This is a genomic window from Corynebacterium alimapuense (genome assembly GCF_003716585.1).
Classification (GTDB): Bacteria; Actinomycetota; Actinomycetes; order Mycobacteriales; family Mycobacteriaceae; genus Corynebacterium; species Corynebacterium alimapuense.
This window is the reverse complement of record NZ_PTJO01000007.1, coordinates 1-20566: the sequence shown is the minus strand read 5'-3', so window position 1 is coordinate 20566 and position 20566 is coordinate 1. Positions and strand designations below refer to the sequence as shown.

Genomic DNA, 20566 nt, shown 5'->3' with positions numbered 1-20566 from the left:
GACTCTGACGAACTCTGTTCCTGCTGAACCGGAGGAACGCTTGTTCCAGTGGTCAGACGGTGGATGATCCAGCACGTATTCGTGGTGAGCTGAGCGGGCGAGATGAAGCTTCTCGTGAAGTGTTTCAGGGTGATCAGAGTCGCCGGCGACATCAGCATGTAGGGACGTAGTTACTGGGGAAACCTGTGGTCGGCAAGGAATGTTCGCGGGAGCCCCTCTTGGGCTTTGAGCATCACTTATCACTAACCAGAGACGCACATTAGTGATGGTTGTTTCCCCCTAGAGCTCCTGCCTGCAGCCCCGAAAACTGGAGATTATCAGTGCTCGGGGCAGGTGGGATATGGCCGTGGTGACTCTTCTGTCCGGCCACTGGGGAGTGGGGCTAGTGATGGTGTTTGGCTGCGAAAAAGGTCGCTGCTTTTTCTAAAAAATCGTTGTCTGTCTTGAGCCGGTCATTTTCTTGGCGCAACGAGGCTAGTTCAGCGCGTTCATGCGCGTTCAAAGCCGCCACCGCATCCACAGCTGAGGGCAGGGGTGTTGTTGTCGGTAGCTCTTTGGCAGTGGGTTTCTGTGCAGGTTTCTTTGCGGGGAGAGGGCGATCAGGGCGTTGGCGTTCGGCTTTGACCCAACGGCTTAGTAGTCCTGGGGAGATCCCTAGCTCTCGTTCGACTGCTGCGGATGTTTGTCCGGAGGTGATGACCCGTTGGGCGGCTTCTCTGCGGTATTCAGGGGTGTATTTTCTTAGTTTCGTCATGGTTCTGAGGGTCTTTCTTCAATGGGGTCATGGCTGTCAGCAATAGCTTTCTACCAGCAGTAATCGTTCATCTTCGTACATGCCTAGCTATTTAGTGCAGCCCTGATCGCAAGGGGCATGGGGATCATCACGGCACGTGGTGTGGGTGATCGTCAGATTCGTAATGGGCTGTGGTGACTGGGACGTCTTGGCCTTCCCGTGTGGTGTGTTCTGGACATGAGTGCCCTTGATGGTGTCTGCATTGTGTGAGGGCTAATCAACCAAATGATACTCATAGTCTGTAGACCTATAGTCATCAACCGGCGACGTTGGGAAGGTGAATGATGATAAGAAAATATTGCAGCTGTTTGGCCACCGACTCCGCACGGCTCGACTGGCAGTAGGACTGTCTCAGGAGGCGCTGGCACATGAGTCTGGATTGCATCGGACTTATATCGGTTCGGTGGAGCGTGGCGAGCGCAATATCGCCTTGCTCAACATCGTTACCCTGGCAACCGTTCTGAAGATGGATGCCGGGAGCTTACTGGCGGGCATGTCCCTGAGGTCTGAATGATCTATTTCCGGGCTAGTTAGTTTCTCCAGAAACTATAGGTCGCTAAAGGTTTAAGCTCTACCCCATTTATGGGTAGCTCATGCTTCTATTCTGAGTTTGATCTACATTTACTCTCAGTTTCGGTTATCATTTCTCCGTTCATTCTCATTTCCTAATGAAGGAATAATTCAGTGAAACGAAACCGAGCGATATCAATGCTCGTCGCAACAGCCATATCTACCGGTGTGGTGATTGCTCAGGCACCTGTTGTCATGGCGCAGGAAACTACTACGCAGACCATGGCTGAGCAGTATCAACCGGTGTACGAGCCAGTGACGGAACGAACAGACGAGAGCTTCTTTATCTATCCGGAAGCAGGTCTCCCTCGCGAAACTGTTTTTGAACTATATAAGCCCAATTGGCCATGGAATTCCGCTAATCCCCTTTATCGAGAAGAAGGCCCTCTATTGGCCTATTCTAGCGTTGTAGGACTATGGGTTGGTCAAACAGCAAGCGAGCTTAAGGGATATGGGAATAAGGGATATACCGCTGACTTCGACATCTTGGTTTCCTACCCTGATGCCTCACAAGAAGTGGTTACTGCCACTGTTACCGTGATTTCCACTATGGCAACCTTGACGACTGTCAAGTACGCCGATACGTGGATTGATCCGAGCTCCACTAAGGTGATCTCCCCAGCTAATAGTGACAATCCCCCCGAGCAGTACAGCTTCCTCCTCTCCAGCCAGCTGGACGCATATCGAGAGCAGGGATGGAACTTTTCCATCAATCCAGCAACGGGAGAAATCTCTGTCACCGCTCCGGATAAGGCAGGGCTAAAAATTACTCTTCCCGTATCCATGAGCTTCGCTGATGGATCCGACACCATCGTCGACGTCGTCATAAATTCGGGATCCGAACCCGAACCGATTCCAGAACCCGAACCGGACACGGAATCTGATAGCGGTTCTTCTCTCGGTGGATCGTCCTTTGGCGGATCGTCTTAGAACGCATTTGATAATTGCTCCGTCACAGCGCTGTTCCTAGGCCAGCGCATAGGCGGCAGGCTCAACGATTGCGCATGTGACTGATTAAAGACGCAGAATCACTATTCGACCAGGTTAGGGCTTCACTAAAGCTCCGTGCCAAACTAGGATTCCGGAATCTGAGTTTGTACTTAGTAAGTCGGATGGTGATACTGCATTCACGGCAACAACAAGGGTATGACCTTATCCGGTTGCTTATGTGGCTAACGCTTGCTGGATGGCTGCAAGTTTGACCGTGCACAAGCCACCAAGGTGATGCCGATTTACCAGGATAAAGTGCCAGCGCAAGGTGTGCAGCTACTCTCGCTGTGCAAGGTGAATGTCGATAAGCTGCTGCTATCTGTTGCGCGTTGTCGTTGGTGGCTAATGGTTGGAAAGAAGTTTTCGCCCATCATCCCGTAGCTCACCGGTAGGTGAAACATGTCGGTAGAGCGTTTGCCGCGTAATCCCTAGCTCTTTGCAGAGTGCAGCGACGTTAGTCTCTGGATTGCCCATCGAGGCCATCGCTAGGCGCACTTTCGCCGGGGTCATCTTGAACGGGCGGCCTCCGGTACGCCCTCGAGCACGCGCTGATTCTAAGCCGGCCTTAGTGCGCTCTGAGATGAGTTCACGTTCAAACTCCGCCAGCGCCGCGAAGATCCCGAAGACGAGCTTGCCTTGAGCTGACGTGGTATCCACCGCAGCGCCTTGACCTGTAAGCACCTTCAGCCCCACATCGCGGGCGGTGAGATCATGGACGATATTGACCAGGTGGTGAAGGTTCCTGCCCAGTCGGTCGATCTTCCACACCAGCAGGGTGTCTCCTGGACGCAGTGCTTTGAGGCAGGCGTCTAACTGTGGTCGATCTGCTTTCTTGCCTGATGCGTGATCCTCATAGAGATGTTCAGGGTCCACTCCAGCTTTGATCAAGGCATCGTATTGCAGGTCGGTTGATTGCGATCCGTCTGTTTTCGAGACCCGCAGGTAGCCAATGAGTGCCATCGTGCTGCTCCTTGTCACTTATACGATCGTTTACGTGACACCCCACGGCCACGCCTTTGTTGGCGTCAATAGTGTCACTTAATCCGTCACTTAGCCTATGTTATGTAAACGTCTATCACGATCAATACTGTGACCGGTGCTGGTGTGTGCTCGATTTTGGGCTGCTCTAACAGATCCGTTACCAGCTAGGTTCAGTGCTTTGAACAGTACGAGCTGTGCCAAAACCTCTTGTCACGACTGCAACAAACAGATCAGTCTTTGCTGCTTTGTTCGGTAGCGTCCTTGGGTCGGGGAATTAGCTTTATTTGATTGATGAAACTGATTGGCTGTTTTTGGGATAGAGAACGTTCAATTTTTTCCGCATTTTCGAAGAAAATGTCACCGTAGCGCGTCGCGCCGATGAAAAAGATGTTTTTGCCGAATGTCGCGTCGTCGAACGAGGTGTTGTTGCCGAACGTCGCGCGGATGAACGTGGTGTTGTCGCCCAACGTCGCGTCGAAGAACCCGGTGTTGTTGCCGAACGTCGCGCCGATGAACGTGGTGTTGTCGCCCAACTTCGCGTTGTCGAACCCGGTGTTGTTGCCGAACGTCGCGTTGAAGAACCCGGTGTTGTTGCCGAACTTCGCGCCGTCGAACGAGGTGTCGTTGTCGAACTTCGCGTTGTTGAACGTGGTGTTGTTGCCGAACGTCGCGCCGTCGAACGTGGTGTTGTTGCCGAACGTCGCGCCGTCGAACGTGGCGTCGTTGCCGAACGTCGCGCCGTCGAACGTGGCGTCGTTGCCGAACGTCGCGCCGTCACATTTAGCATTGCCTCGAAATACAGCTTTAACGGCATCTATCTCGTGAAGATGGCAATTGGATAGATCCAGGTCAAGACTAGACCATCGTCCAGTTTTCTTATCGACAGAAGGTTTAAAGCGTTCCATGATAATTTCCTGAACGCGGTGCTTAAACGTTAGAAGAAGAAGATCCTCCTGGCTCTGGGTATCAGTTTTGTCAGCTGGATCAGGTACTTTGAGTGGATCTCGGAGCTGGTTTCCAATGACGTTGAGGCACGTCTGCTGTTCTCGCTTCGCAGCATCGGGATTAGCGTCATGGAACACTTCCCAGTCATCAGCTAAAGCAGCTAGAGCATAAACGCCCGCTTCGCGCTTAACGTAGTTGTCACTTTCTGAGAGGGTCTCGGTGATTTTAAAAAACCGGTCCCGCAAATCTCTCTCAGCTTCTTGCTTCCGCGTTGTCTCTGCAATCTCAGCTTCTTGCTTCCGCGTTGTCTCTGCAATCTCAGCTTCTTGCTTCCGATTCCTATTACCGGTAGTGAAAGCTATCCAAGCTGCTAAAACAATAGCTGCACCAGTAACAATGGTAGCTGCAGGCTGTGCAAGTTCTATTGCATCAGTATTTTTGGAAAAATAACAAACGAGCACGAAGATTACTATTGCTGCAATTGCCATAATTATGGCGGAAATTTGCCATAGTGGCCATGTTTTCTCAGTATTTTCATTATTTGCTGCCTTGCTCATAGGTGCGTGTCCTTCACTGCTAATAGCCGACAACGATCTGCCTGGTCACGCTGCTGTTCATCATAAAAGTACATACCAACTTCGATATAGAGCATACGACCTAGCACCTACCGCCACGCTCTACTTCCTCAAGAACTACCTATCACCACACCGCTGTCACTGGTAGAGGCATCATGATCAGCTATACCAATCACGAATACCTCAACCTCCGCACTCCCTGACTTGAGGGTCTTTTAGCCACTAGGGGCTATTGTGCCTGCTGGCCGGTGTCATACTGTGTGTATGTCTACGGTTGAAGATGTCTACACCGCTCTGCGGGAACTGCCCACCAATTCCCATCGCGGAACAGCGTTCGAAAAGCTCATGGTCCGCTACTTCCAACTCCACCCCACCCTGAGCCAGGAATACGACTACGTCACCCGCTGGACTGACTGGGACCACAACGCCAACACCGCAGATACCGGCATCGACCTAGTCGCACACCGCATCGAAGACGACTCGTGGACAGCCATCCAATGCAAGTTCTATGAACAAACCTCCACTCTGGCTAAAAGCGATCTTGATTCGTTTTTCACCGCCTCCGGCCGAACGTTCACCACTGATACTGGTACTCATAGCTTCAGCAATCGGATCATCATCTCCACGACTGATCGGTGGGGTAAAAACGCTGAAGCAGCGATCGCGGATCAAACCATCCCCGTCCAACGCTTCGGCCTAGCTGAAATCGCCGAGGCACCCATCGACTGGGATATCGCCTACCCAGCCGGCAACGACGGCCCCGTCTTCGAACTGACGGAAAAGACAGCCTTCCAACCCCGCCCACACCAGCAACTAGCTATTGAGAACACCCTCGCTGGGTTTAGTACCCATGATCGCGGCAAACTCATCATGGCCTGTGGCACGGGTAAAACCTTCACCGCGTTGAAGCTTGCCGAAACCTTCGCCCACAACCGTGGTGGAAAAGCACGTGTGCTGTTCTGCGTGCCCTCGATTAGCTTGCTGTCACAGTCGTTGCGGGAATGGACGGCTAATAGTGAACTGGATCTGCGTTGCTACGCGGTGTGCTCAGATAACAAAGTCTCCCGCGATGCCGAAGACATCGCCGCCTACGAGCTAGAAATCCCCGTCACGACCAACGGTGAGCTTTTGGCTGAGTATCTAGGCAAACGCAAACGCGCCGCAGGCCTGACCGTGGTGTTTACCACCTACCAATCTTTGCCCGCGATCCATAACGCTCAGCAAGCAGGTGCGGAGCCTTTTGACTTGGTGATCTGCGATGAAGCACACCGCACTACCGGTATCACTTTGGCTGGGGAAGATGCTTCGAACTTTGTCAAGATTCATGACAATGACTACATCCGCGCCGATAAGCGGTTGTATATGACAGCCACCCCGCGGCTTTTCGATGAGAAGATCAAAGACAAAGCCGAGGATCATTTCGCAGAGATCAGCTCCATGGACGATGAGCATTGCTTTGGCCCGGAGTTTCACCGTTTGGGCTTTGGCGAAGCAGTAGAAAAAGGCCTGCTCACAGACTACAAAGTTCTCGTGCTAACCGTTGATCAAGAAGTAGCTGCAGAAACCAGCAACAAGCTTGCTACCGATTCCAATCACGAGCTCCCACTTGATGATGTGACCCGGTTGATTGGGTGTTGGAATGGTCTAGCCAAACGCTCTGGCAGTGCTCAAGACTCCACTGCCGGGTTTTCCTCCACCGCACATCCCATGCAACGCGCGGTTGCTTTCGCCCGAGATATTAAGACCTCCACCAGGGTGGCAGAGAACCTGCCGCTGGTGACAGAGAGTTATACCTATGGTCTGCGGGACAAGGCCGCAACCAACGATCACATCAATACTCTTAACTTGGATCTTCAGGTCGAGGCCAAACATGTTGATGGCACGATGAACGCTTTAACCAGAGGGCGCAGCCTGCAATGGCTGAAAGCACCTATCGCTGATGATCACTGCCGAGTGCTCACGAACGCTCGGTGTTTGTCAGAAGGTGTTGATGTTCCAGCTCTTGATGCGGTGATGTTCCTTAATCCTCGCAATAGTGTGGTTGATGTTGTGCAGTCTGTTGGGCGGGTGATGCGTAAAACCGCTGATAAGAAGTACGGCTACATCATTTTGCCCGTCGGCATCCCCGCCGGTACCCCACCTGCACAAGCATTGGCTGATAACCAACGCTTCCGGGTGGTCTGGCAAGTTCTCAACGCGTTGCGTGCTCATGATGATCGTTTTAACGCGATCATTAACTCCGCAACCCTCAACACTCCTACCGGGGAGACCAGTACGGGTAGCTCGTTGAAAGACAAGCTCGAGGTTGAACACATCGGCCTAGATTCTGACGCGGCTGAAACACCCACGACTGCTGATCAAGATGATCAGGCCCGACAGATTGCCTTGTTCTCCCTGGAGGAGTGGCAGGAGGCGATCTATACCCGGATTGTCGACAAGGTAGGCGATCGGACTTATTGGGAGGATTGGGCTGATGATGTCGCTGACATCGCCCACGCCCAGATCACTCGCATCACCGAGATCCTTGATACTGCGGATGAGGATCTTCTTGCTGAGTTTGAGACCTTCCTCGAGGGGTTGCGCGGCAACCTCAATGAGTCGATCACTCAGGATGATGCGATCAGTATGCTCTCCCAGCATCTGATCACTGCCCCGGTGTTTGATGCTCTGTTTGCTGAGCATAATTTCGCCTCTCACAACCCGGTGTCCCAGGTCATGCAACGCATGGTCGATGCTCTCTCGGATAAGGGGCTGGAGTCAGAGACCCAATCACTGGAGAAGTTCTATGCCTCAGTACAGGCACGTGCTTCTGAGGTGAGCTCTGCTGCAGGTAAGCAAGAGGTTATTAGGGATCTTTATGAGCGTTTCTTTAAGAAGGCTTTTAGCAAGCAGTCAGAAGCGTTGGGCATTGTGTATACCCCGGTAGAGATCGTTGATTTCATCCTCAATGCCGCGAATGATCTCTCCCAAGAGCATTTTGGGCGGGGCTTGAGTGATGAGGGTGTGCATGTGTTGGATCCGTTTACCGGGACGGGCACGTTTATGGTGCGGTTGCTGCAGTCAGGGATTGTGTCCCCGGCTGATCTAGCCCGTAAATATGCCTCGGAGTTGCATGCCACGGAGATCATGCTGCTGGCTTATTATGTCGCGGCGGTCAATATTGAGGCCACTTATCATGCGTTGGTAGGGGAGAAAGCCCAGCGTGAGGGTGATGTGGCGCCGGGGTATGAGCCTTTTGGTGGGATTGCGTTATCGGATACGTTCCAGATGTATGAGGAGGATGATCAGCTGGATTTGGAGGTGTTTGTATCTAATAATGATCGTATTGAGCGGCAGAAAACCACCCCGATCCATGTCATCGTGGGTAACCCGCCGTATTCGGTGGGCCAATCCAGCGCGAATGATGACAATGCGAATGTGAAGTACCCGAGTTTGGATCGGCGGATTGAGGAAACCTATGCCGCGAAATCCACCGGTACGAATCAGAACTCGCTATATGACTCGTATCTTCGGGCATTGCGGTGGGCAACCGACCGAGTTGATGAGGGGATCGTCGCGTTTGTGTCCAACGGCGGGTGGCTTGATGGCAACACCGCCGATGGTATCCGCTTGAGCTTGGTCGAGGATTACTCCGATATGTATATCTTCAACCTCCGGGGAAACGCTCGAACTGCTGGAGAACAGCGCAGGACGGAAGCTGGCAACGTTTTTGGTGCTGGTGCACGCACAACGATTGCGATCTTTGTTGGTATTAAAAAGAAGGGTGCTACTGGTTGCCGGATTCATTACCGGGATATCGGCGACTATCTCTCAGCCAAGGAGAAGCTGGAGATCATCTCGACATCCAAGATCACCTCGATGGACTGGGAGACCATCAAGCCCAACAGTCATGGTGACTGGCTTAGTCAGCGCTCTGTGGACTTCGGTACGTGGCCGGTGCTGGGAGATAAGAAGAAGACTGGTGTGCCAACATTTTTCACAAACTATTCTGCAGGGCTTAAGACTGCTCGTGATACTTGGTGTTACGCACCGACACCGGAGCAGCTGGAAGCAAATATTCGTACTCTGCTAGATACGTATGGTGCTGCGTTGAGTGCTTTTGAGTCGTGGTCAGTGGAATCTGGGCATACCGGAGGTAGAGAAGCTGATGCGAATGCGTTCCTTCGAGCGCGTCCTGAGTTTGCGGACACCACAAAGATCTCGTGGGATGCAAACCTGAAGATGAAGCTTGCTCAAGGACATCGCATTGCATTTACTAGCAATGCGCAGCTGGTGGGTACATACAGGCCGTTTACCAAACAATGGGTCTATTTCCACAAAGACCTGAACCAGCGTCGGTACCAGCTTCCTTCGATGTTCCCCACCCCCACACACGACAACATCGGAATTGAGGTTGCAGGAGCAAGCTCTCCCACTGGCTGGTCTGTTTTAGGAACAAATCGTATGCCAGACGTTCAGCTTCTGGGAAATGCCCAGTTTTTCTCTCGTTGGACGTGGGAGCCTATAGAAGCTCCAGCAGGGATGCTGAGTCTCTCTGATGAAACGGCGTTATCAAGTGTTCCTGGTGTGGCAGGGGAAATGCTCGATGGTTACCGTCGTGTCGACAACATCACTGATGAGATCTTGAATCTCTACCGTGACGCTCTCGGGGTGGAGGTTTCCAAGGATGAGATCTTCTACTTCGTCTACGGACAGCTCCACGATCCCGCCTACCGAGAGGCTTATGCGACGGATTTGAAGAAGATGCTGCCACATATTGAGACGCCTACCGATCGGGATCGCTTCTTCCAATTGGCAACAGCTGGCAGGCAGCTCATGGACCTACATATCGGATATGAGGACGCCGAGCCATGGCCAGTTGATATTCAGGTTAAGTCGTCTGCTGATCCAGCAGATCGAGGGACCTGGCGGGTTACGAAACTCAAGTGGAAGAAGGTCCGTGACCCGGAGACCAAGAAGCTGATGGAGGATCGGACAACGCTGGTCTATAACTCGAAGGTGACGATCTCAGGGATCCCGGTGGAGGCTGATTCCTACACGTTGGGTTCTCGTTCAGCGTTGGCGTGGATTGTTGATCGCTACCAAGTCAAAAAGCACAAAGACTCTGGGATTATTAATGATCCGAATGATTGGGCTGATGAAGTTGGTAACCCTCGCTACATCGCGGAGCTCATTGCCAAGGTCACCCGCGTGGCAGTGGAGACCACCCGCATCGTCGACTCACTGAAGGTTAAGGACTAAGGCTAGGGGGGCGCTCGTAGACAATGCCCCGGCGAGAGATCCCTGAGTAGGGGTGCTCCCCCCATTTAGTCTATGAAATATTATCTGCGAGCTGTAGTGGCTCACCATGCAAGTTAGAGGTGCTGCTTGCAGCACTTTTTAAGGCATATTCGAGATGTCATCTCTGCGCTTCTAGCTTGTGGTGGCGATTGGGCCGGCCTGTCGAAGTGGGGTTTAAAGATGAGCATATACAGCGTTGTGACATACGTATGTTTAGCTACTTAACTGCATAACATACGTATGCTATGCAGTTAGAGCGTTTATATGTCACAATGTTCATATGCCTGTACTGACTATTGCTCATACCAAGGGCGGCGTAGGGAAGACGACCTCTGCAGTGCTGCTGTGCGCGGCTGCCTGGAAGCGCGGGATCGATGTCGTGCTGATTGATGCCGATGCTCAGGGCACTGCGACGGCTTGGAGTCGCGCGGCCGATGATGTGGGAGATGGGTTTCCTTGGCTGATGGTCACCGCTGCCACTCCTGCTGCTTTATTGCGTGCGCTGAACGAGCATTCCGGACTGGTTATCGTCGATACTCCTCCCGGCGGTTACGAGGTTATCGAGGCGGCAATCAATGCCGGCGATCTCATTATGATCCCCAGCTCCGCTTCCCCACTAGACGTTAACCGTGTGTGGCCGACCGTCGAAGCTACAACACATCGCCCCGCAGTGGTCTGCCTTACCCAGGTAGATTCTCGAACTACGCTCCCTAAGCTTGCCCGCTCCACGCTCGAGAAAGAGGGGATAGTGGTGGCTGATAGTGAGGTCCCAGCTCGAGAAGCGTTAAGACATATGTATGCTACAACTCCACAACGTTTATATGGCTATGATGAACTATTGACTGAGCTACTGTCTTCAAACTTGCTGGGGGAATATTAATGGCCGACCTGTCCGGAAAACTTGCTAAGTCGACGCGTACGAGCGCTCCGAAGCAAAAGGTATCCGAAACCTTCACTACAGCCACCGAGGCCCCGACGCGTACTACCGTCTACCTTCCGGCTGGCCTAGCTAAGCGGCTGAAGCATGCGGCCATCGAAGAGGAGCGAAGTGTCTCATCTATATTGGCCGAGCTTGCTGAAGGGTGGCTAGGGAAGGGCAGAAACTGACAACGTTTATATGTTAAAACATACAACATACAAGCGTCTTAACGTTTTTACTGTTTAGCGTCTTAACGGTATCATTTTTCTGATTTGCCCTGCTCATCGGCATTTCTATTCCCAGCCAAGGCCAGAGTCATGATTTCTCGGAATTGCTGGTCGATGGTGTCGTCTTCGAATTGTGCGGCCACCTGATTCCAATGAGCATCCTCTAGCCTCGGCAACATTGTCCCAATCGCTAGGCGGAGATAGAACCCTCTACTGCGCCCGGTCCGTTCGACTAGCTCGTCTAGTCGATCGATGATGGGGTCTTCGAGTCGAACCGAAACGCCTCATCCGGAGCGGTGTGGGGCCTGCTTGTGGGAAACCATGACATCACCGTAACCACCAGCTGTAAACATTGTTTACACATGAATATCCGGGTGGTTGTGAGGGGGATTTGTGGGGTGGTGATTATCCGTTGGGACATAGTTGCGCGTTAAAGCCCGTTTTTCTGCTTCCAGCAGGCATACTGGGTAGAACATAAAAAGAAGAAGACCCCGGCGGTAACCGGAGTCTTCTAGGCGCAAGGTCGATCCTGCAAGATCTCCTTGCCCTCACATCGAAGTAGCAATTCGAGAGGTGAGCTGTATCCACAGCATAGCAAGTCAACGCACGCAGGCAACACCGCTGCAGCGCGAGTGTCATCATGACACCCTGCCTGCCTACGTGCCGGTCACATCAGGCGATCATGCTCCGTCGTTATGGTCGGATGCTCGTCGTTACCGGGATGATAGTGGCTACCGGGATGAGCTTGAGGCATGGTTTGTCACCCAGATGGCCACCCATACCGTCACAGAGCTTAATGATCGTGGGTGGTGTCATCATGACGCGGAGATTTTGCTTGATCATTTAGGTCGGGATGGCCTGCATTGTGCGAAGGATCGTTCATCGATCACGAAAGCGTGGTCATCAACTCGGGATGAGTATGGGCATCGCACGCCGTTGGTGTGGCCTCGTGAGCGGGTGCATTTAGCTGAGTACATCCATTTCATCAATGCCAGTTATGCCGCGGTGATTGTGATTGATGTTGATCATGTGGGTGCACCGGGTGGCCGACTCTCGGAGTTGAGTATGGATGTTCGTGATCAGGTAGAAAAGCTCACTCGGGTTAATCTGGGGCCTAATTGGATTGGGGTGAATCCAGCTTCAGGTAAGTCGCAGATGCTCTGGTACATCGATCCGGTCTATAAGGCTGGGGAGGTGGTCTCGCGTCCGTGGAAGTTGTTGGAGGCGTTGCATGCTGAGTTGCAGGGCTTTTTTGAGGCGGATAAGAACTTCTCGCATGGTTGGTCGCGTAATCCGATTTATGACGGCGATAATCTAGGGGCGTATCGCTGGTATGCCCAGCATCATGAGGTGTTTCATATGCGTCTGCTTTCTGCTGGGTTGTGGATGCTTCAGGGAGAGTCGGTGGCGACGTTGGAAGATAAAGGGGTTAAGGACCGTAGGAAGACGCAGCGGTTTTCTAGTGGTCGTGAGTTGATCAACGCTGCTCGGGCTAATACTGAGGCTGCCAGGGTGAAGGCGGAGCGTGCTCGGCAGGCTCAGGAGGTGTTGGCGGGGTTGGAGGATGCTGATCTTGGTGCGTTGTTTGCTGCGTCGGATGAGGATGTTGTTGATGGGGTTCGGGTGGTGTGGCAGTCGCCTGGTCGTGCGCAGCGTGATGTGACGGCGTTTCAGCATGCGTTGAAAACTGCTGGGGTGTTGTATCGCTCGGGTGGGAAGATGACTGATGATCGGATTATTGATGCTTATCGTCAGGCGTATGAGGTTGCTCAGTCGGTGGGGGCTGATGGGCGTGGTCGTGAGGAGCCTCCGATGAGGGATTTACGGTCGTTGGCTCGTCGGGTGCGTGGGTATGTCTCTGGTGGCAAGGGTGTTCGTCAGGCGGTGGCGAAGGAGCGTCCGGTGTCTGTGGGGATGAATAGCTCGGAGCGGAAAGCGTTATCGACGCTCGGCAGGCGGGGCGGGAAGAAAGCCGCCGAACGATGGAACGACCCAGATAGCGAGTACACCAAAGCCCAACTAAATAAGCTCCGTAAAACGCATCGACGTAAGCAGATACAAGGCCAAACCACTCGTGCGCGTATCCAAGCGTTCATTGGTGAACAGTTTATCGAGGCTGGAACTACCCCAACTCGTCGTGAGATTGCGGAAGCGGTTGGGTGCACGCCGCGTACGGTCACAACACATTTGGCCGCCCTTCGAGAAGCCGGAATGCTGCCTGGATCCTAGGGGTGGAAGTACCGTAAGCAATAGTACGGTGCCCCTTAGGTGTTCCTCTTCTATGAACCTTTTCTACCCGTGGGGCTACTCGTTGGACTAGCGTGTACGGCCTAGCGACTAAGTCTTGTGATGCATGCTATTGCAAACTCCAGACGGAGAGCTGTGAAGACTCAGTCTTTTATCCCCTGGCCATAGCTGAGACCCGGTGTTCCTGGTCTGTCTCGAATACTCGGCTGCCGATCACTGCATCCGGCTTCGGGAGCCCGTGGGCAAATATCCTGTCTTGGCCCTTCCAGAATGAGTGCATCATTTCTATCCCTTTCAACGACAGGTCACGCAGAAATCCTGTTCTTGAAAGGGATTTTTGGGCACAGGATCCTTTTCAACTACCCGCGGTCGTCTTCGATGACGTTGTTGAGTTATCTCACCCGTCGGTGTTCCATTGGCTCCAAGCATGGAGAGTTCAACCATAGGTCGGTAGTAGTTGAAATATCAGTCCACTCCATTGACCTATCCAACTAGGACATATCTACAGTTCGAAGACGGCTTTTGGATCGTCCATCGCTTCGATCAAACCAGTGAGATTACCGATGTCGGCCAAGGGCGAGGTTTGTGCCACTTGAACGATGCCTCCAACCACGGTCTGCATCGCCGCAACATCACCGGATCTCACGGCCGCGTCGAGACCGTTGAACAGGCGCTTGTTGGTTTCACGGCGTTCAGCGAAGATCAGATCGAAGTAGTGATGTAGGGTGTTCTCCGCCAGTTGGAGTCGGGCGATCTCAGTCTCCCGGTAGGCCACCAGTTGTTCCCGCTTTGTGCTTTCCTTTTCGTGTAACTCGACGAGGCTTTGCACCACTGTGACAATCTCTTTGAGCGACACGAATGCTTCAGTGGAAGGGATCTTGGCAAGGACGATATCTATCACCTCGGGGGCGTTTATCGGCACGGAAGCGTTGTTTGATTCTTTCTTTGGGTCAGTCATTTGGTGCCTCCGTAACTGGCTCTCGGTACTTGAAGATTAGAGCGTCGGTGCTCTCATCTAGTTCACTGTCCTCATTTGCTACAGGCGCGATCGCGACATCGCGAACCGCCCGTTGCAGGATGAGGGCAGTCTGGAGTCGCTCGGCGTGATCGGGCATGATGAATTCTTCGGACTCCAGCAGGTCGAGGGAATCCGTCGCTTTACTAATCAGGCGGACCAGGATGTCATCGAGCTCAGCGGCCCTGAGCTGGACTCCGCGCATGCGCTCATCCCGGAGATTAAGCTGAGCAATCTCTACGTCAACTTCTGTTTGAAATTTCTCGGCATGCGTCTTGTTCTTGATCCCCTGACCGAGCGTGGTCAGCCCGGCAATCAGGATCACCGGGCTGACCATCACGATGGTGAGCATGTGACCGCCGAGCTTCATGCCGCCACCACCAGACTTGATACTCCCGCCGCCAAAGAAGGCGAGTGTGGCCTTTTCCGCGGCGGCGCCATGAAGGTTAGAGATCCGGTTTCCGGTGCTCGCTCTCCCGAATTTAATGGCACCTTCCTTAGCAAGGCGCGGAGCAGCTCCGCCAATCGTGACAGCAGTGACGATGCCACGCACCCAATTTGCTATGTCTGCATCGAGTCTGGGCCTGCCAATCACTCGAGTGCCGCAAGCATCGACGCCGTCCAGTATCAAGTGCTCGTTGGCCTGAACCTGCTTTGCGTGGCGTTCGAGGAAGCCCTGCATGCGTAACGTCACTTCGTCCCTCGCGCGGGCCTGAGTCGCCCCGAAAACCTGAAGACGCTCGTTGGTCTGGGTCACCGTCGCTTGGTGGGCTTGGTATCGTTCCTCGTATCGTTCGGACTGGGTTCGTTTGATTTGCTCGGCCCGCCGGATCTTATTTAGACCCTTCGCTGCGAGGGTAAGGCTCACGATAACCACGATGACTAATATGGTCAGGATTATCAGGGGTACGAGCAGGAGAGGCATCGAGGGACTCTCCTTTGCGGCGACGATAAGATGATTCACATATTATGGCCAGTCTATACGTGCCGAGCACTCCACAATCGATCTGGGGACGCTTGTGATCGAGGAGAGTGCTGAATAGTGGGTGACCGCTGATAACCCATCGGGGTTCCGGTACGCGGTGCTGTTTCAAAGTCCAGGCGGAGAGTCATAAAGGCTCTGTCTTTCATCCGTCGGTGTTCCATCGTGGTGGGGGACAGATGCCCTCTGCTTTCAGCTCGGCAATTGTCTTGGCAGAGGAAGCCGCTGGATAAATATGTGGGCTGCGTACTTGGCCACGTAGTGGGGTGCTGCGTGTCGTAAGAGCATAGTGGGCATGACAGATCGCAAGAAGCGATACAGAGTTCTGTTCTGTTTTGTGTTGGTAACAGCTCGTACGCTGCTGAGGATGTCTGCTATATCTGTGCTCCCTATTTGGTCTGGGTGATGATGACATCGAGGACGTCACAACCAAGCACCGTAGCGGCAAGCCATACCAGTGTGTCCTCATCCGGTGATACCTCCAGCAGCGTGATCAGTTGCCGAGCCATGTCAGCAGCATCCTCTGCGATAAAGAAGTCGTCCTCAGTATCCAGCAATAGCGTCATAGCCTTTTAGACTCCGGCAACCCACCCCACGGTTCCCACACACGACCAAGTTCTTGGTCAGTGGGGTCTACATCAAAACCACACTCGCCAATACCCATGGTGTGGTGATCTACTGCCATGAACTTTCTCGTCGGCATCCTTGTTCTGGTCCTGGTTGCAGCTAGTGGGAATTTCCTGTCTGATCCGCAACCAACCATAGCCTCCTGGCACCATCTTCCTTTTCGCCGTGATCACGACTCGACCTCTTAAGCAATCAAACCCACCCATGCTCCCGATCACCGCACCGCCCCACGCCGTCAACCTCTTCACACGGCCACGTATCCATCGAGCACCTCAACCGACCAACGACAACCACAGAACCAACACACCTATTGCAGATAATCTGACTTTCGGTTTTCGCAGGTCACAGACCCGCGCTCGGGACACACTTTCCTGCCCTGATTTTCCCCCATAGAATGGCACCCATGATGTCCATCAGAGCGGTCCACGCAGGAGACGGCTACGCCTATCTCCTGAACTCCGTGGCCTCTCACGACGACACCAACCAGCCAGAAACACGGCTAAGCGACTACTACAACGCGACCGGAACCCCGCCTGGCCGATGGTTCGGACAAGGCATCAACGGACTCGGAAACACCACCCTCACAGCTGGTGGAATCGTGGAAGAAGAACAGATGGCCACGCTCTACGGGGAAGGTTTCCACCCCGATGCCGAGGCCATGATCTATGCCGGAGCCAGCCTGGACGAGATCAAACTAGGCCGCGCCTACCCCAACTACGCCAAAGATGTTCCCGTGCTCGAAGCAGTGAAAAGGGAAGAGAAAAGCTTCCGAACTGAGCATGATCGACGCCCCACCCAAGCCGAACGAAACCTCATTGGCCTAGAGGTCGCACGGCCCTATTTTCACGCTGCACAAGACACATCAACGAGTTCATCGCGGGAAGTATTGGCATGGTTGAACGAGGAAAAAAACAAGGTTAAACAAGCCGTATCCTCCGCTGATCTAACGTTTTCACCGACGAAATCCGTCTCCATTTTATGGGCATTAGGCGACGATGAAACCCGGAAAACGATCGAGAAAATCCACCAAGAAAGCGTCCAAGACTCTCTGGAATGGATTGAAAACAACCTGCTTTATACCCGTACTGGTGCCCGTGGCGAGCGTCAGATCAAAGCCTCCGGCATGATCGCTGCGACCTTCCAGCACTACGATACGAGGGCTGGTGACCCTGATCTTCATACCCATTGTTTGATCTCAAACAAGGTCCAAGCAGACCCAGAAACCAGTGGCCTATCGGCTGCTGACTCCGCCAAATGGCGCAGTGTGGATGCCTCAGTCTTGTTTAAAAACTCCGCCCGTATCGGCCAGCGATACCAACGAATGATGGTCCAACGCTTAAGCCAACAGCTAGGTTTAGACTTCCATGACCGACGCACACCAGCACACAAACAGCCGGTGTGGGAGATCGCCGGGATCGATGAGCATCTCATTGAGACCTTCTCTCATCGACGTGCGGATGCCCGCCCGGTCTATGAAAAATATGCTGCCGAGTACGCCACAACGCATGGCCATAGCCCCTCAGATCGCGTCCAATACGCCCTGTGGCAGCAAGCTATTTTAGATACCCGTGATGCGAAGAAGCCCGCCCAATCCTTAGCCGATCACCGGGCACAATGGGCACAGCTACACAACGGACAAGCACTGTCTATCGAGGATCTTCAAGGGCAGTCTTACCGCGCATCTTTCCCTCACCGCGAGGCTGATAGCTACTACGAAGCCGTCGTTACCCTAGCCGAGCAGGCAGTCAACGATACCCGCAGCAGACGCGCTGACTTCCAGATCCGACACCTCGATACCTCACTCTCAACCCGGCTCAACCAATGGTCTTTTGCTACCGAAGCTGACGCTGATCACGCCCGAGATAGTGCGCTGACCTACGCGATGGATCACCTTGTTGTTGAACTCGGCGGCACCGTCAACACCAACCTGCCAACAGCCCTCCTGCATGAAGATGGGCGAGTTATTGACCAGGATGCGGAGTCCCAAATCCTCACCGCTCGGGCCACCGTGGCAGAAGAATCAGCCGTCCTCGACGCACTCAACGAACCCACCGCCTGGACGGTAAGCCATGCCCAGGTACGCGAGGCGATCACCAATAATGCCCGTCTACGCGGCTTTGAACTCAACACCGGGCAGCAACTTCTTGCCCAGCATCTAACCGAATCAGGGATGCAGATCACCGCAGGAGTTGGCCCTGCCGGTACCGGTAAAACCGCGTCCATGGCCATGGTCGCTGACATCTGGCGTGCCCATCATCGAGACGTTATCGCCCTAGCCCCCTCGGCGACCGCAGCCCAGCAACTCGGCTCCGATATTGATACTCCAGGTATGACCCTGGCATCACTGACCTACCGCTGGCGCGGCATCGTTGGGGATCACCCACGCAGTGTCGAGCACCTTGGATGCGAGATCAACCCAGGGGATATGTTGCTGCTCGATGAAGCCGGAATGGCCACCACCGCCGATCTGGCAGCCCTGACCGACATCGCCACTGCCACTGGTGCCGTCGTGCGTATGGTGGGCGATCCCCACCAGCTAGATGCCGTAGAAACCGGTGGACTTTTCCGCACTATCACCAACCGCGAGCACTCAGTTGAACTCAACCACGTGATGCGTATGGGTGCTGATACCGCGCAGGCTGATGCCGGGTTAGCGATTCGTCACGGTGACCTAACTGGCCTTGATTTATACCACCGCCGTGGGTGGGTTCATCACGGAACTCGTGGCGATATGATCGCCCACGCGGCCAGCGCACACCTGAATGATGAAGCATCCGGGTTGTCCTCGATCCTGATTGCCTCGAGTCGTGATGATGTTAATACCGCCAACCAGATCATCCGCGATGCCCGCATCCACGCCGGATTAGTCAATGCGAATGGTCCACACGTCAGTTTGGGGACTGGGCAGCAGGCCAGTGTCGGGGACACGATCTTGACGCGGAAAAACCAGACGATCAATGGCCACCGAGTGCTCAACGGTCATCGGTTTACCATCAGCCAGGTGCGTGCCGATGGCGGCCTGATGGTGGTTGATCAACAACGCCAACGCCCCCAACTCCTACCAGCTGGCTACGTATCAGAGCATGTGCAACTGGGTTACTCAGCAACGGTGCACCGAGCACAAGGTGTCACCGTCGATCACGCTCGCGCGGTCGTGGGGCCACAGACTGATCGTCGTGGATTGTATGTCGCCTTAACTCGTGGCAAAAAGCAGAACCATGTCTACGTTGCCGAGGACATCCAGAGTGATCTGGAGAGTGAAGATGCGCATTGGCATATGTCTGGCGAGCACCACGCCCTGGATTATCGCGAGATCCTGAACTCAATAGTTGAGCGTGATCAGGGGCAGCGCAGTGCCACTGATCTAGATCGGGAACTGCTCACCGAACAAGCTAGTGATCAGCGTCGAGGTGAGTTGTTGGCTACCGCGACAGATATGTTGACCACTCAGTGGCGTCGTGACGTGGTGGAGCTAGATATTCGTCGGCGTCTTGATGAGTTGCCGGTGGCTGATCTGGAAGCTATTGATGAAGATCAGGCTGTGGAGCGCATTAGTACCGCGGTGGTGACTTTGTCCCGGCAGGGGGTTGATTACCGCGAGGTAATCGATGAGGCCATGTCTGGGTTGGCGGGTTCTCGTGATGTGGGTGCGGTGATCGCAGCCCGGCTTAGCCAGCACATCCCTGCAGAGAAGCCGGCGGTGACGCATCTGCCCCCGCGACACGTATCGGCAGATCATGAGCTCTATGACTGGGCTGAGAACACCTATGAGGAACTGGCACGAACCACCGAACGCGAGTTGCGTCCCTTAGAGCACCCACTTCCTGACAAGGGTGAGGTCACCGAACAGGACTTTAGCAATGTTGACTTCCGTGGCCTGGAGCTGCGCGGACTCAAGTTCATTGACTGCACCTTTGATGGTGCTGCCTTTGACGATGCCGAAATTCATCGAACATCGTTTACTGACTGCTCTATGCGTGATGTGAGTTTCAACCGAACCGCGTGGGGTGTGGGCGATGGTCCGCTCAAGCTGAGCCTGCTGACTCGATGTGATCTAAGTGGCGCAGATGCTACCGATGCGCAATTCGCCCGCAGTCGTTTCACCAGCTGTTCTATGCGGGATGTGACTCTTTCCGGTGCGCTGATGGCGGGTCGGTTTGAGCGAGTGGATTTCAGTGGTGCAGATTTCAGTGACGTAGAGATTGCTAAAAACCTGAGCGTTGCAGACTCGACGTTGGATAACGATGCGCACGCAGCGTTCCACCAGGCTCAAGAGCTCACCGAGGAAGGTCGCCAACAGCGTCGACGCGAATACGCGGCACAAGAAGATGCCGTGGTGGAATCGTCCACCACGGCACCGGTAACTCATCATGTAGGCAATCACACTGATAAGGGTCTAGAGCTATAGCTCTAGA

At 53.8% G+C, this 20566-nt stretch carries 13 protein-coding genes and 2 pseudogenes; 7 read left to right on the top strand and 8 right to left on the bottom strand.

Annotated features, from left to right (window positions below; translation table 11 throughout):
• Window positions 1–382 precede the first annotated feature (382 nt).
• Window positions 383–754 (bottom strand): transposase, encoded by a 372-nt coding sequence (locus C5L39_RS10530; protein WP_123048872.1) that lies wholly within the window; start codon window positions 752–754, stop codon window positions 383–385.
• 316 nt (window positions 755–1070) lie between these two features.
• Here C5L39_RS10530 and C5L39_RS10525 point away from each other — a divergent pair, with 316 nt between their 5' ends.
• Window positions 1071–1307 (top strand): helix-turn-helix domain-containing protein, encoded by a 237-nt coding sequence (locus C5L39_RS10525; RefSeq protein WP_123048871.1) that lies wholly within the window; start codon window positions 1071–1073, stop codon window positions 1305–1307.
• 170 nt (window positions 1308–1477) lie between these two features.
• Window positions 1478–2293 (top strand): Rib/alpha-like domain-containing protein, encoded by an 816-nt coding sequence (locus C5L39_RS10520; protein WP_126268761.1) that lies wholly within the window; start codon window positions 1478–1480, stop codon window positions 2291–2293.
• A gap of 402 nt (window positions 2294–2695) precedes the next feature.
• Here C5L39_RS10520 and C5L39_RS10515 read toward each other — a convergent pair whose 3' ends face one another.
• The gene (locus tag C5L39_RS10515; RefSeq protein ID WP_123048869.1) at window positions 2696–3313 is read right to left on the bottom strand and encodes a recombinase family protein; all 618 of its coding nucleotides are present in this window, start codon (window positions 3311–3313) and stop codon (window positions 2696–2698) included.
• A gap of 251 nt (window positions 3314–3564) precedes the next feature.
• Window positions 3565–4836 (bottom strand): pentapeptide repeat-containing protein, encoded by a 1272-nt coding sequence (locus C5L39_RS10510; RefSeq protein WP_123048868.1) that lies wholly within the window; start codon window positions 4834–4836, stop codon window positions 3565–3567.
• A 282-nt stretch (window positions 4837–5118) separates the two neighbouring features.
• Here C5L39_RS10510 and C5L39_RS10505 point away from each other — a divergent pair, with 282 nt between their 5' ends.
• The 3 genes from C5L39_RS10505 to C5L39_RS10930 all read left to right on the top strand — a co-directional run bounded on the left by C5L39_RS10505 (window position 5119) and on the right by C5L39_RS10930 (window position 11241).
• On the top strand, window positions 5119–10095 hold the full coding sequence (locus tag C5L39_RS10505; RefSeq protein WP_123048867.1) for a DEAD/DEAH box helicase: 4977 nt from the start codon (window positions 5119–5121) through the stop codon (window positions 10093–10095).
• Window positions 10096–10414: 319 nt separating this feature from the next.
• Window positions 10415–11014, top strand: a complete 600-nt coding sequence (locus C5L39_RS10500; RefSeq protein ID WP_123048866.1) for a ParA family protein — start codon at window positions 10415–10417, stop codon at window positions 11012–11014.
• On the top strand, window positions 11014–11241 hold the full coding sequence (locus C5L39_RS10930) for a ribbon-helix-helix domain-containing protein (RefSeq protein ID WP_123048865.1): 228 nt from the start codon (window positions 11014–11016) through the stop codon (window positions 11239–11241). The genes C5L39_RS10500 and C5L39_RS10930 overlap by 1 nt, the downstream gene beginning before the upstream one ends.
• Window positions 11242–11312: 71 nt before the next feature.
• Here the strand turns inward: C5L39_RS10930 and C5L39_RS10970 are convergent.
• Window positions 11313–11549: pseudogene (locus C5L39_RS10970) on the bottom strand (ribbon-helix-helix protein, CopG family); the annotation flags it as partial.
• Window positions 11550–11940: 391 nt separating this feature from the next.
• On the opposite strand from C5L39_RS10970, the gene C5L39_RS10485 reads away from it, so the two are divergent.
• On the top strand, window positions 11941–13509 hold the full coding sequence (locus tag C5L39_RS10485) for a replication initiation protein (RefSeq protein ID WP_245974977.1): 1569 nt from the start codon (window positions 11941–11943) through the stop codon (window positions 13507–13509).
• A gap of 169 nt (window positions 13510–13678) precedes the next feature.
• Here the strand turns inward: C5L39_RS10485 and C5L39_RS10910 are convergent.
• From C5L39_RS10910 to C5L39_RS10765, 4 genes and pseudogenes are all read right to left on the bottom strand, one after another.
• A pseudogene (locus tag C5L39_RS10910) lies at window positions 13679–13946 on the bottom strand (transposase domain-containing protein); the annotation flags it as partial.
• A gap of 83 nt (window positions 13947–14029) precedes the next feature.
• Window positions 14030–14485, bottom strand: a complete 456-nt coding sequence (locus tag C5L39_RS10480; RefSeq protein WP_123048863.1) for a hypothetical protein — start codon at window positions 14483–14485, stop codon at window positions 14030–14032.
• Window positions 14478–15410 carry a hypothetical protein gene (locus C5L39_RS10475; RefSeq protein WP_126268760.1) on the bottom strand — a complete coding sequence of 311 codons (933 nt, stop codon included), beginning with the start codon at window positions 15408–15410 and terminating at the stop codon, window positions 14478–14480. The genes C5L39_RS10480 and C5L39_RS10475 overlap by 8 nt, the downstream gene beginning before the upstream one ends.
• Before the next feature lie 503 nt (window positions 15411–15913).
• Window positions 15914–16090, bottom strand: a complete 177-nt coding sequence (locus C5L39_RS10765) for a hypothetical protein (protein ID WP_165858043.1) — start codon at window positions 16088–16090, stop codon at window positions 15914–15916.
• Window positions 16091–16554: 464 nt separating this feature from the next.
• On the opposite strand from C5L39_RS10765, the gene mobF reads away from it, so the two are divergent.
• The gene (mobF, locus tag C5L39_RS10465; protein ID WP_165858042.1) at window positions 16555–20559 is read left to right on the top strand and encodes a MobF family relaxase; all 4005 of its coding nucleotides are present in this window, start codon (window positions 16555–16557) and stop codon (window positions 20557–20559) included.
• Window positions 20560–20566: the final 7 nt, after the last annotated feature.